This window comes from Streptomyces sp. NPDC048637 (assembly GCF_040650675.1).
Taxonomy (GTDB): Bacteria; Actinomycetota; Actinomycetes; order Streptomycetales; family Streptomycetaceae; genus Streptomyces.
The window spans coordinates 1-12,748 of record NZ_JBEZHQ010000015.1 but is presented as its reverse complement, the minus strand read 5'-3'; the positions used below and the strand labels follow the sequence as shown (position 1 = coordinate 12,748).

The 12,748-nt window shown below is 67.8% G+C and carries 12 protein-coding genes; 4 read left to right on the top strand and 8 right to left on the bottom strand.

Annotation, left to right across the window (positions count from 1 at the left end):
- Nucleotides 1-66 precede the first annotated feature (66 nt).
- A complete protein-coding gene (locus AB0C46_RS19985; RefSeq protein ID WP_362829205.1) occupies nucleotides 67-588 on the top strand; it encodes an SgcJ/EcaC family oxidoreductase in 522 nt (173 codons plus the stop codon).
- Here AB0C46_RS19985 and AB0C46_RS19980 read toward each other — a convergent pair.
- The gene (locus tag AB0C46_RS19980) at nucleotides 551-1,942 is read right to left on the bottom strand and encodes a HAMP domain-containing sensor histidine kinase (protein WP_362829204.1); all 1,392 of its coding nucleotides are present in this window, start codon (nucleotides 1,940-1,942) and stop codon (nucleotides 551-553) included. The two genes, AB0C46_RS19985 and AB0C46_RS19980, sit on opposite strands and share 38 nt — an antisense overlap.
- Nucleotides 1,939-2,667 carry a response regulator transcription factor gene (locus tag AB0C46_RS19975; protein ID WP_362829203.1) on the bottom strand — a complete coding sequence of 243 codons (729 nt, stop codon included), beginning with the start codon at nucleotides 2,665-2,667 and terminating at the stop codon, nucleotides 1,939-1,941. The genes AB0C46_RS19980 and AB0C46_RS19975 overlap by 4 nt, the downstream gene beginning before the upstream one ends.
- 696 nt (nucleotides 2,668-3,363) lie before the next feature.
- Here AB0C46_RS19975 and AB0C46_RS19970 point away from each other — a divergent pair.
- Both AB0C46_RS19970 and AB0C46_RS19965 read left to right on the top strand, forming a co-directional pair.
- Nucleotides 3,364-4,425, top strand: coding sequence for a protein kinase family protein (locus AB0C46_RS19970; protein WP_362829322.1), 1,062 nt, complete (start codon nucleotides 3,364-3,366; stop codon nucleotides 4,423-4,425).
- Nucleotides 4,426-5,196: 771 nt separating this feature from the next.
- Nucleotides 5,197-5,451, top strand: a complete 255-nt coding sequence (locus AB0C46_RS19965; protein ID WP_362829202.1) for a hypothetical protein — start codon at nucleotides 5,197-5,199, stop codon at nucleotides 5,449-5,451.
- A gap of 219 nt (nucleotides 5,452-5,670) precedes the next feature.
- Here the strand turns inward: AB0C46_RS19965 and AB0C46_RS19960 are convergent, their stop codons facing one another.
- Nucleotides 5,671-5,889 carry a hypothetical protein gene (locus AB0C46_RS19960; protein WP_362829200.1) on the bottom strand — a complete coding sequence of 73 codons (219 nt, stop codon included), beginning with the start codon at nucleotides 5,887-5,889 and terminating at the stop codon, nucleotides 5,671-5,673.
- Nucleotides 5,890-5,945: 56 nt separating this feature from the next.
- Nucleotides 5,946-6,161, bottom strand: a complete 216-nt coding sequence (locus AB0C46_RS19955) for a hypothetical protein (protein WP_362829199.1) — start codon at nucleotides 6,159-6,161, stop codon at nucleotides 5,946-5,948.
- A gap of 192 nt (nucleotides 6,162-6,353) precedes the next feature.
- On the opposite strand from AB0C46_RS19955, the gene AB0C46_RS19950 reads away from it, so the two are divergent.
- Complete coding sequence (locus AB0C46_RS19950; RefSeq protein WP_362829197.1) at nucleotides 6,354-8,675, top strand: SpoIIE family protein phosphatase; 2,322 nt, start codon at nucleotides 6,354-6,356, stop codon at nucleotides 8,673-8,675.
- A 595-nt stretch (nucleotides 8,676-9,270) separates the two neighbouring features.
- Here the strand turns inward: AB0C46_RS19950 and AB0C46_RS19945 are convergent.
- The 4 genes from AB0C46_RS19945 to AB0C46_RS19930 form a co-directional block, all read right to left on the bottom strand.
- Nucleotides 9,271-10,254, bottom strand: coding sequence for a helix-turn-helix domain-containing protein (locus AB0C46_RS19945; RefSeq protein ID WP_362829196.1), 984 nt, complete (start codon nucleotides 10,252-10,254; stop codon nucleotides 9,271-9,273).
- Between the two features lie 47 nt (nucleotides 10,255-10,301).
- On the bottom strand, nucleotides 10,302-10,526 hold the full coding sequence (locus tag AB0C46_RS19940; RefSeq protein WP_362829195.1) for a hypothetical protein: 225 nt from the start codon (nucleotides 10,524-10,526) through the stop codon (nucleotides 10,302-10,304).
- Between the two features lie 160 nt (nucleotides 10,527-10,686).
- Entirely contained in the window at nucleotides 10,687-11,019 is a 333-nt protein-coding gene (locus AB0C46_RS19935) for an FAD-dependent oxidoreductase (protein WP_362829194.1), read from the bottom strand.
- A gap of 316 nt (nucleotides 11,020-11,335) precedes the next feature.
- The gene (locus AB0C46_RS19930) at nucleotides 11,336-12,265 is read right to left on the bottom strand and encodes an ADP-ribosylglycohydrolase family protein (protein WP_362829193.1); all 930 of its coding nucleotides are present in this window, start codon (nucleotides 12,263-12,265) and stop codon (nucleotides 11,336-11,338) included.
- Between the last annotated feature and the right edge of the window lie 483 nt (nucleotides 12,266-12,748).

The following is a 12,748-nucleotide window of genomic DNA, read 5'->3' as shown; positions in this document are numbered from 1 at the left end:
TCTGGAGTCACTCCCGCCGCAGAGGAAGCGAGCGGAGTAACCCACCCCCACCGCACTGGAGTTGCGATGTCCCGTCACACCCGCATACGCACCGCCCTCGTCACCGCCGGCGTCCTCGTCACCACTGCCGTGGGGACCGTGGGAGTCAGCGCGGCCACCTCCGGCGGCGACGCCAAGGCGTACGCCCAGCCTGCCAAGCCCGCCAAGGAGCAGATCGCCGCGCTCTTCGACGGATGGAACGAGGCCCTGCAGTCCAACGACCCGGAGAAGATCGCCGCGTGGTACGCGGAGGACGCGGTGCTCCTGCCCACCGCTTCCCCGGAGATCCGCACCGACCGTGCCGGGATCGTCGACTACTTCGAGCACTTCATGGAGGGCAAGCCGAAGGGCGAGAAGGTCCGCAGCGTCATCAACGTCCTCGACGAGAACTCGGCGATCGACGCAGGCATCTACAAGTTCCACCTCACGGACGCGAAGACCGGTAAGTGCCGCACTGTCGAGGCCCGCTACACGTACGAGTACGAGAAGCGGGATGGCAAGTGGTTGATCGTCAACCACCACTCCTCTGTGCTGCCGCCCGCAAGCTGATCGCCAAGCACAGCCCGCCCCCGGGCGCGTCCCGCAGGCTCACGGTTCCGCCGTCGTCCGTCACCAGTTGTTTGATCACGGCGAGACCGAGGCCGGAGCCGACGCGCCCGGTGAGGCCCCGGCCGCGCCAGAAGCGGTCGAAGGCGCGGGACTTCTCGGCATCGGACATGCCGGGGCCCTCGTCCAGCACCAACAGCTCCACCTCGATGCCCCGGCGCTCGACCCGCACGGTGATCGTCCCGCCGTCCGGTGAGACCTCCAGGGCGTTGGAGAACACGTTGTCCAGGACCTGGTCCAGGTGGCCAGGGCTGACCAACACCAGCAGCCGGTCGTCGGCATCCCCCTTGAGCGCGATGGTGACTCCGCGTTCGTCGGCGGCCGGCCGCCATACCGAGAAGCGCTCCTCGATCACGTCCCGGAGCGAGAGCGGCTCCACCGCCGTCACCTTCGCCTCCGCCCGCGCCAGCACCAGCAGGCCGTTGACCAGGCGGCTCATCCGGACCACCTCGGCCGTCGCCTGCTCCACGTCCTCCTTGACGAACTCGTCGTCCACGCCGTCCGCGATGTTGTCCAGCGAGAGCCGCAGCGCTGTCAGAGGGGTCCTGAGCTGATGGGACGCGTCTGCCACGAAGATGCGCTGTGCGCCGATCAGGGTGTCGAGACGTTCCGCGCCCTGGTTGAGCGTGCGCGCCAGGGTTTGTGTCTCCCGAGGGCCGGTCACAGGGGAACGGGCGGTCAGGTCGCCGTCGCTGAACTTGCTGGCCATGTCGTTGAGCTGGCGCAGGGGACGGGTCAGCCGGCGGGCGGCGATCACGCCGATACCGGCCGCCGTCGCCAGGACGATGGCGGCCAGCGCCGCCCGGAAGCCCCAGATCGTCCACAGCCGGTGAGTGAGGTTGCTGGTCGAGTACACGATGCGCACGGCGCCCACGACCGCGCCCTTGTCGTTGTCGCCGCCCGCCGCGCGCTCATGTGCGGGGACGGTGATCACCAGCTGCGGCCCCCAGATGAAGGAGGAGCCCCAGTCGGTCGTGGCGGCGCCGTCCTCCAGGGCCTTGGTCAGTGCCGCGTCCCGTTCCGGCCGGGGCAGATCCGCCGCGCACTTCCTGGGGGCGGCCACCTGGACCTCGCCGGGCGTCTCGTCACCGTACGCCTTGGCCATCTCCTCCAGCGCCTGGCACGAGGCGTCGTTGCCGTTGCCCAGCAGCAGCGCCATGGTGGTGGCCTCACGGTGGACGGACAGCCGGGTGTCGTCCCGCAGCTGGGCGGTGAGCGTGAAGGCCACCGGGACGGTGAACAGGGCGACGGCGACCGCTACGAGCAGTACGTAGCTGCGGACGAGCTGGCGGATCATGAGGAGTTGCCGCCGTCCTTGCCGCCGTCCTTGCCGCCGTCCTTGCCGCCGTGCTCATCGACGATGAGCCGGAAGCCGACCCCCCGTACCGCCTCGACCGTGATCGCCCCCACCAGCTTCCGGCGTATCGCGGCCACATGAACGTCGAGCGTCTTCGTCGGCCCGAACCAATTGGCGTCCCAGACTGCCTCCATGATCTGTTCGCGCGACATCAGCGCGCCCGGCTCCTCGGTGAGGAAGGCGAGCAGGTCGTACTCCTTGGGCGCGAGCGAGACCTCCGCGCCGTCCAGTCGTACGCGCGCGGCCTTGCGGTCGATGGTCAGGCGCGGCCCATAGCGGTCGGGGCCGGCCGCCGGGCCGCCGGGGGTGCGCAGCTGCGTCCGCCGCATCACCGCCCTTATACGCGCGATGACCTCCCGCACGCCGAAGGGCTTGGAGACATAGTCGTCGGCACCCAGCTCCAGGCCGACCACCCGGTCCGTCTCGTCGCTCCGCGCACTGATCACGATGATCGGTACGTCACCGCGGTCGCGGAGGGCCTTGCAGACGTCGAGGCCGTCGGTGTCGGGCAGGCCGAGGTCGAGGAGTACGACGTCGTACGGTCCCTCGTAGGCCAGTGCCGCCCCGCCCGTACCGACCCACTCCACCTCGAAGCCGTACCGCTGCAGGCCGCGTCGGAGCGACTGGGCGACCGGCTCGTCGTCTTCCACCAGAAGTACGTGCACGAATCGAACCCTAACCTCCGCGTTTTGGCCAGTGGCTTGATATGCGCGGTCAGGTACAACCTGCCGAAAACCTGGCCTGCCAGGTCACGGTGAGCTACGGCGGCACCGCACCGGACGCCAAGAGGTATGACCAGCTCGCCATCAGGCAGGCGAGGCTTCCCCGTGCGTGCAGGGGCGGCTTCTTGGCGGCCGGGGGGCGCGTCGTATGAGCGCACCCGAGCAGTCGGCACCGCCCGCTTCCTTCCCCTCGATGGCTTCGCCGCTTGCTGCATGCCCGCATGTCCGCCCGTACTGGGCGGGCGCCCACGGCCCCGGAGCCCAGAAGCCTTACGCCCCGCTGGTCGAGGCCCGGACCCGGTCCGGCCGCCTGGCGGTGTGCAAGGTGGCCCTCCGGTCGCGGGAGCGGCCGGCCGTCCTGCGTCGTACTGGCGCAGAGCACTTCTGCGGCTGCCGTATTCCTGGCGACTGCATCGCTACCGGGTTCGAGGCTGCGGTTTTGTCAGGGGGAGTCACCAATTTGTCAGGGGGAGTCACCAAGTTCGGCCGCTGGACCTGGGCACCCTGCCCGGTGCGTCAACTCCGCTGATCTCCTCATCGACACTCACGTACAGTGCGCAGGCAGCAGCTGGTGGCACTCGCGTGCATGGGTGGAAACGAGGTCAGCATTCGATGCAGTTAGCTGTCAAACATCCCGATATGCCAGAAGGTGCACGTTTGGCCGCCTACAGCACTGTCTCCACGTCTCTCGCCCTTCGAAGTGATCGCCAACTGAGCGAGCTGGTGGACGCCGCCGTGCCGCTTGGCTCTGGTATTGGCGGGAGATCTGTGCTGCTGGAGGTTGACGGTAAGCCGGTCTTCGTGAAGCGGGTGCCGCTCACGGAGAGGGAGCGGCTGCCGGAGCATGCACGTTCCACGGCCAACCTGTTCGGGATTCCCACCTTCTGCCAGTACGGCGTCGGTGGGGGGCCTGGTTTCGGGGCATGGCGGGAGCTCGCTGTGCACACCATGACGACGAACTGGGTGCTCGGAGGGCAGTACCAAGGGTTCCCGATGATGTACCACTGGCGCGTGCTGCCGGACACGGCCGCTCTTCCCGAGGAGCTCGCGGACGTGGAGCGGGTTGTGGCCTATTGGGGAGGCAGCTCGGAGGTACGCCGTCGTATCGAGGCCCTTCAGCAGTCCACCGCGAGCCTCGCGCTGTTCCTGGAGTACATCCCTCAGACGCTCGACGAGTGGCTCGCCAAGCAAGTACAGGCTGATGAAGAGTCTGCCGACCGGGCTTGTTCCCTGGTGGAGGGCGGGCTGGAGGCCGGCACGTCCTTCATGAACGCTCGTGGGCTGCTCCACTTCGACGCCCATTTTCAGAACATCCTGACCGACGGCCAACGCCTCTACTTCGCCGACTACGGCCTCGCCATCTCCTCCCAATTCGACCTGTCACCGTCCGAGACCAGTTTCTTCGAACTGCACAGGACCTACGATCGCTGCTACACGCGTAGCTGGCTGGTGAACAGACTGATCACGAACCTGTACGGATACGAGCGCAAAGAACGCGAGGCACTTATCCGCGCATGCGCAGAAGGGGAGAACCCGCCGGACGGACCGCAAAAGGCCAGGGCGATCCTCTCCCGCCATGCACCGCTCGCCGCAGTGATGACGGACTTCTACGTCACGATCCAGGATAAGAACAGGGAGACTCCGTACCCGGTGCAGGAACTCCGCCGGGCCCTCCAAGCGGACAGGTCACAGCGCGGCTGAGCAGGCACTCAGGAGTGCTGGTGCAGATCACTTATGCCAATGCCGCTTTCTCCGCTTGTGGTTGAGGTCCTCAGCTCGCGCCGCGATGGAGCTGCTCCAGTCCTTCTTCGCCCGGTGCACCCAGCGGACGGCAGTGTTGATGTGCAGGTCGAAGAGGCCAGCGACTACGGCTGCGGGTAGGTCGAGAGCCAGTGTGATGCGGGCGGTGTTGCGGACCTCCGTGATCTTGATGTCGTGCTGGCGAGTTCGCCGCCGGCGCCTGCCGCGAACCGCCATCAGTACAGCGCTGCCTAGCGGGGTGTCGACGTCCTACGTCTACCGGATCATGTCGGGGGAGCGGACACCCACCTGGCAGGTCACCGCTACCGCGAGGCCTCCCGACAGCAACAACCGTCTGACCAGACCGAGGCGACTTCGCGGCGGCTAGGGAGGCACCTTTAGCGGGTGTCAGACGCCCTTCACCTCACCCTTGATGAGCCCCCTACCGTCAGCCCAGATGTGGTGACCGCAGCTCCACTCCGCGATCCCGGTGATGTCGTCGGTCCACGTTGTCTCCGCGGGCGCGGGGAGCAGTCCGCTTACCACGACGGGGCAGCTGAAGGCGTTCGCTGCTCCCCGCGCCCATGGGGATAGGCCCGTGACCCCAGCGAGAGGCAGGGGAGGTCCTTGTGGCCAACTGACTGAAGCCCGCGTGCGCGGCGGCGCCCTGGCGAACCCGTCTGCGCCAGTGCCTGGGCGGTACCCCGCACCACGCGTCATAGACTCTTCGCCATGGGAATCGGGCTTGCGATTGTGTACATAGCGGTGGGCGCCACCGTGCTGTTCGACGTCGGCGGTCTGATTCGCCGCAGGTGCGACCGAGTACAGAAGAAGGCGGCTGACCGGCACCGCGAAACGCTCTGGGCGAACGGGCGCCTCGAGACGCCCTACGTACCAGTGCCCTTTGCCCGGGCGGGGTTCCTCCGTGCTCTGGGGCTTCCCATCGCCCTCGTGGGTGGCCTACTCCTCCTCCTGCATCTCGACTGACCATCCGTCGATACAGGCGAGGGGCACAATGGGCCAACGGCTCGGTAATTGCGATCGCCTTCGCCCTCTATCCGAGCGTCACCCGGGCCAAGGCCGAGAACCACTTGTGGTTGCCGACGGCCGCCCTGGAAGACGACGCCACCCGGGCCCGGCCGGCGCGCCCCGCAGCGAGCGCGAGCAGCTGGAGCACGCCATCACGGCCTACGCCGAGCTGCTGGGTCAGGACCGCCCCGCGGGCATGGTCTCCGACCCACTGCGCCCCGTACCCGCACCCGTACGGTCGCCGGAGCCCCGGGCAGCGGCCCCCTCTCGCAGCGTTGCAGGGAAGTACGACGCCGCCGGCCTCTCGTCGAGCTCGTTGCCCTGGACCAGGCCGAGGAGACCGACCTGCTCGCCGCCCAGCTGGTGGGCCGACTCCTGCGCGATGAGTTGCTCCACGACGAGGGCCGTCTCCTTGGCGCAGTTTGGCGGAAGGGCGTCACACCATATTGGGGTCAGCGGCGGATTTGGATGGTGACCTTGATGGCCGTTCCGCCGACGATCGCCGCACCGAGTGCTGCGACGGGCCCGACGAGGTCGGTATGTCCGGTAAGGATCAGGAGTACTTCCGCGAGCGCGGTGAGCAGTGCCGCCATGGCCAGCAGCCAGCGGATACTGCTGGTGATGAAGCGGGTGGGGTTCGGGGAGCCATCGGGGGAGGCGGCGAACATCTGATTCTCCTTGCTGAGATGGGTCGTTGGCCGGTTGGCACGTCTGACGATGCACCTGCGGGGGAGGTCTTAGAAGCGGTTGGATGTTGTGCAGGCGACAACGTGGGGTTGTCCCGGGACAACTGTGGCGGCGTGATGAGTGTGAAGAGGGCGGGTCGGCCGTGGGCTCCGGCGCGGGGCAACTGCGCGGAGATGAACCGTCTCGTGGAGACGGTCCGCTCCTGGCTGGATGACGCTTCCGTGACAGTGACGGGATTTCACCACCGGCTGACCGATGACCACTTCCATGACCAGCACGTGCCGCCGCTACGGAAGCTGCGCGACCTGCTCTCCGGCGCGGACCTGCCGTGGGAGCTCGTCGAAGCGGCAGCCGATGTCTGTTTCCCCGGTGAGTCTGCGACGCAGACGGAAGCCCGCCTGGCTCCGCTTAGGGAGTTATGGGAGATCGCCCAGACCGCACCCACGGCGGCGGTGAGCAGTGTGCTGCCGTCGGTGGCCCGCGAGCTGCTGGAGGCCAAGGACAGAACGATCGCCGCCTACCAGGAGATCGACCGGGCCCGCCAGGCATTCCAGGCCAGCGAGCACGGACGCCTTCAAGCGCTGCAGATGGCCACCATGGTGTTCGTTCTGCTGGGCCAGGCCCAGGCCACGATTGCGGATCTGAAGCGGCAGGTCGACGGCTTGCAGGTCGCTGTACCCCCGGCCCCCGCGCAACTCGCTGCCGTTGAACAGCACCTGGAACGGGCGGTCGTTCAAGAACACGATCTACGCAGTGAGCTTGGGCGGGCCGAGCACGAGCGTGACACCGCTCAGCAGGTTGCAGATCATGCCGCGCGACGCATTCAGCAGCTGGAGCGGGAGCTCACCCAGTTCCGGACGGAAGCCGGCCCGCCGTACGAAGCGCCTGCGGCCCTTGACGCACTCCCGGTCGTGCGCGAGGTGGACATGCACGCAGGCAACGCAGCCGTCGATCAGATCGAGCAAGCGCTGGGAAAAATTCGTTCCGTGCTCGATCACGAGCACGAGGCAGTGCAGGAAGCCGCTGACTCGGTGGGCTGGCGACCCGCCTCGGACGACGGCGTAGTGGTGGCGGGGGAGGTTCTCGCCAGGGGAGAGGGGTTGTCCCGAACTACTACGGACAACCCCTCAGGCGAGACGGCAGTCGCCGTCGAGCACTCCGGGCAGGCAGGCGCCGACCGTGTTCGCTACGTCGGGGCGGCGACGCGGCGGATTGCCCGCGGCATCGACCATGACGAGATCGTGCTCGGTCTGTGCCGGGCGACGGTCCCCACGTTCGCCGACGCGATCCTGGTGTACCTGCGCGACCCACTGCCGGTGGGCGACGAACGCCCGACCGGCCCCATAGTGCTGCGGCTGCGCCGTACGGACCGCATCCCGGAGGAGCCGGTCACCAACAGCGCCCGGCTGCCCACGCAGCCGGGTCCGGGCCCGGAGATGGTCGTCAGGGCAGAGGTGTGGCCCGGCGGTCCGTTGGCGGAGGTGCTGCGGGGCGTGCGCCCGCAGTTCGGGGACAGGCAGGCGGTTCGGTCAGCGCTGGCGGAACTGCTGGGCCCGAACATCCGGCTGCCGGACGGCCACCGGGTGATTTTGGCGCCGATGCGCGGACGCCGTCGAGTGATCGGCACTGCGGTCTATGTGCGGCGGGCAGACCGTCCGGCATTCGAGCCGGACGACCTGCTGGTGGGGGCACAGCTGGCGACGCACACCGCGCTGAGTGTGGAAAAGGCGGCCTTGGGCGGTCGTGAGGCGGTCGCTGTGGACTTACTGCAGCGAATGATGCTGCCGCACTCGCTGCCGCAGCCGACCGGTGTCCAGCTGGCCAGCCGCTATCTGCCGGCCGCCGAGACGGCTCGGGTGGGCGGCGACTGGTACGACGCGTTCCCTTTGCCACAGGGCCGGGTGGCGCTCGCCATCGGTGATGTGATGGGGCGCTCGATGACTGCGGCTGCGGTCATGGGACAACTTCGCGTCATGACACAAGCGTTGGCAGGGGAGGGCAAGCCCCCGCAGGAGGTGCTGCGCGGACTCAACCGGTTAGCGCTGGAGCTGGGTGGGGATGCGCTGGCGACGTTCCTGTTCGCGGTGTACGACCCAGTCGCGGGCCGAGTCGCCATCGCGAACGCGGGACATCTGCCGCCCGTCATGGTGCACCCCGGCGGCCGTACGGAGGTGCTGCGGGTGCCGCCGGGCGCGCCGATCGGTGTGGGCGGGGTGGACTTCGAGGCGGTGGAGCTGGACGCCCCGGCGGGTGCCACACTCGTGCTCTATACGGACGGGCTGGTCGAGTCGCGGATCCGTGATGTGTGGACGGGTATCGAGCAGCTGCGGGAGCGGCTGACGGAGACGGCCCGGCTGGCGGGGTCCCATGCGCCGCCGCTGGAGCCGTTGTGCGACGAGGTGCTGGACATGCTGGGGCCCGGCGACCGCGATGACGACATCGCACTGCTGGTCGCCGGGCTGGATGGCATTGCACGCCCGAAGCCGGAGGCCTGAGCCGTCGTGCCTCGTCGGGCGTGGGGATAGGAGGTGGGGTGGTGGTGCGAGAGCGGCGACTCCGAAGTCGTCTACCCGTCAAACCAGGCGTACTGGACGGCACGTTGAGCGTGCTTCTTCTTCACGCCTATCTTTCGAAGGTTATGCCTCGCTTCATCCAGGTACCAAAAATCATGCGCGGCCTTTTTGCAGTTCTTTTTTACCTTTGGGCCGATCGTGTAGTGGTGAACGTAAAGATAGTTCACGCACTGTGTTGTGCTTGCTTGTGCTGGTGCGGCGGTGGCCAGCGGTACCGCTACCCCTGAGACCAAGAGCGCGCCGGCTACTGCGACTCGTTGGAGCCTGCGTTTCATGCCTGCTTACCTCTTCCTTTTTCGAGGGCCAATCTTTTGCCCCGTTGCCATACGGTCAGTCCTTTATCGCTGTCGGCTATGGCGCAGACGGTCTCCCCGGCAGCGCTAATTCCGGAAGCGTTAGTGCTCTTCCTCATAGTCGAGTTGAGGACGCCGTTCACCCCGTGGCGCCATGGGCTCTTCCTGTCTAAGAGAGTGCCGGGACTCTCCCGGAAAGTCGTTAGCGGAGCGTGCACAGGTACTTAGCAATGCGTCTCGGTCTGAGTGCTGAGTGCGCTGTTCCGGTAGTCCCTGGGCGGTGCGCCATAGTGGGTGCGGAAAGCACGGGTGAAGTCGGCGGCGCGGGTGTACCCCCAGCGAGTGGCGATCTGGCGGATCGTGATGTGACGCAGTGCGGGGGCGGTGAGGTCGCGGCGGGCACGTTCGAGGCGTTGGAGTCGGATCCAGGCCGCGACGGTCATGTCTTGCTCCTGGAAGAGGCGGTGCAGGTGGCTGACGGAGATGTGGTGTGCGGCGGCGATCGCCCGGGGGGTGAGCTGGGGATCGGCAAGGTGCTGCTGGATGAAGGAGCGGATGTGCAAGGTCAGGGTCCGCCGACGGGATTCCGGGGTGAGGACGTCGGCGGCTTGGAGTTCGTGGGCGAACAGCGCGGACACCAGGTCGAGGACGATGGTCCCTAGCTGGGGGCCGTCGGAGGGCTGAAAGGAGCCGGTGTCCGTCGTGATGCGGGTGAGGAACTGAGCCAGCAGGGCACCGAACCCTTCCCGGCCCGATAGCCGCTGCCCGAGTAACTTGTCGGCCCCCTTTCCGGCTAACGCCAGCAACTCCTTGGGGAGTGCGAGACCGATCCCCTCCATCGGGCCCTGGCCGTTGATCGCGTGGCAATCGAAAGGCCGCGAGGAGTCGACCACGCACAGGTCACCGGGGCCGTGTGTGACTTCCTGGCCGGGCTGGACAACGATGCCCACGGTTCCGCGAGTGACGAGTGACATGTGGAGCCGCTCGGGATCGGACTGCCGGATCAGCTTGGGAGTTCGACGGAAGCGCATCGACTGCAATGCCGTCGGCCATACGTGAACGGTGCCGAGTTCCAGTAGATGCATGGATGCACGGAAGTTGTCAGCGTGGTCACTGCTCAGTTCCAACGGTGCGATCGTCTGCATCATGAGCTCACGCCAGTAGTCGAACCGCTCCGCGGCAGGTACGTCCTCACTCCGGAACACCATCTCGCACACCATGGCCTCGCTACCCCCCTGTTGAGTCCCCGTCCCCCTCACCTTCCCAGCCCTGAAGTGAGCACCCTCTCCTCGTCGCACCGGCCGGCCGCCGCCGCGATGTTCGCGAGCTCCGCGATCCCGGTGAGCGCGCCCTCGCCGGCCTTGAGAGGGCGGACCCCGATCAGCCCCACCAGCTCGCCGCGCACCAGCGGCGTCATGACCGGGCGTGGCACCGTCGCCTCACCCAGCCCTGCGGTGTACGCGCTCTTCACATCCACCATGCGCCCCCCCATCCGTGCTTCAGTCGCCGAGACCAACGACGACCTCGTCCCTTACGAGCGAGCCTCCGGCGCATGATCCGAATCGAGAACTCGTAGAGCCACGGCTGTCGTTGATCAGAAACGGCCACGTATGCGGTGCTGGCGGCGCTTACCCGGGCTGTCACGGGGAGAACCGCTCCGGGCGGAAGTCCGCGAGCATCTCATCTCTCTTCCCGTTGAGGATCTCCGAAGCAAGCAGTCGGCCGATTACCGGCCCGAGCGTGATGCCGCTGTGGGAAACGGCCTCGTTGTAGCCGGGCACAGACGGCACCGCTCCCACCGAGGGGAATCCGTCGGCCGGGATGGGCCGGTTGACTACCCGTGTCTGTGCGATGCAGGAGTTGCCGAGCTCGGGGACGACGTGCCGTGCCGCTTCGTGGAGCAGCCGTGCGAGTTCCGCTGGATCTTTGCCTGTGTCGATGAGTGCGTCGATCTCGCGGCTGTGGAGGACCACCGAAGCGTCTCCGTCAGGACGGATCTCTATGTGAGGCCGCGTGCATGGCCCGGTGAACCGGGACCTGCGCACAGTCGATCCGGGCGACGGCGCCGGGTTCCCGGCGCATCGGCAAGCGCCGTGCAATGAGCCCGGCGACCTGTGAGGCGCTGGGACCCGCTGCGTTCACGACGATGTCGACGTCGAGACAGCTCCCATCGGAGAGGGCAACTGCCCGGATGCTCCCGTCGGCACCGGTGGTGATGTCGCAGACCGCGGTGCCGGACCGGTGCTCGGCGCCGGATGTGGAGGGTGCCATCGCGGAGCAGGATCCGGTTCAGCCTCCGAGGCAGTGTGCAAGGTGGAGCAGATCTGCCAGGCGCAACACGCGTCCGTCGCAGCCTGGGAGGGGGACGTGGAGCGGCTGGGTCCAGTGAGCGGGGATTGCGTCCAGCCCGTAGTACGCCCCCGCGAGGCCTCCGGTCACCGCGGCGACGGTGTCCGTGTCACCGCCGAGGTCGATCGCCGCGCGTATCGCGTCTTCGAAGCTGGTGGTGGTGCGCAGGGCCCAGACGGCGGAGCCCAGGCAGGGCCAGACGGCACCGTTGAACTCGGTCGCCTCATCGGGGTGCCAGTCGGGCGCGAGGACTGTGGCGTAGCGGCCGCGGTGCTCGGGGTGGACGAGAGCCAGAATGTCCGGGAGCGAGGTGAGGGGGTCGGTGTCCTCGAACGTGACGCGGATGAGTTCGTGGAAGATCGCGGTGCCTTCCCAAGCTGCGCGGTCACCGTGGGTGAGGGCAGCGAGGCGGCGGGCCGCGTCCATGGTGGCTTCTTGGCCGACGGCAGCGAAGTGGACCGCGGAGGTCGATGCCCGCATCAAGGAGCCGTTTCCCGCTGCTCGTTGGTTGACCTGGAAATGGATCGTGGCGGCGCGGTCCCAGGGCATGCCGTTGGTCAGGACGTCTTCGGTCTGCAAGCCGATGTCCTTCGGTTCTGATACTGCCCACCGCTGGAAGCGGGTGAAGATGTCCGGCAGATCCAGTCCGCCCCGCTCCAGCAGCGACTCCGCGACCAGGACGGCCATCTGTGTGTCGTCAGTGGCCTCGCCGGGGTCCCAGCCACCGCCTCCGCACATCTCGCCACCGGCACCAGGCGCGGGAAACCGCGCGGAGAATGCTCCCCGGGGGCCAAACTCGAAGGGGCCGCCCAGGGCGTCACCCACCGCTGAGCCGACGACCGCGCCGGCGGCCCGCTGAATCCGCTTCATTCGCGCAGGTTATCTGTGCCGCGCCGCCGGCCGCGCGGCCCTATGTCCTTCTTCGGCTCCCCGAACCATCGGCGGCGAACGTGTCCCCTCTACGGAGGTGCGCCGCCTGAGACACCTTGGGACTGAGACACCCGTACAGGTCAGATAACGCCGTCGAGGAGCACACCGCCCTCGGGCAGGTGGCGTTGCGAGGCCGCCGCGATGCCGCCGAACGCCACCGTCAGTGCACTGCCCCGCCGCGAGCGAAGTTCCCCCGCCCATCGGGGCGCTGGGCGAGCAGGCAGCGGCGCCCGTCCCACTTGGCCTCCTACGTCACCCCGGCCGCCGGCAGCACGTCGACCGGCGCGGCCGGCATCGGCTCAGGAACGTGCAGCACCATGTCTGACGGCCACCACCTGACAGATCTGGCGGCGCCGCACGCCGGGGAAGTCGACCCAAGCAGGTCAACAGGTAGTCGGCGGCCCCCGAACCCGCGGTTCGGGG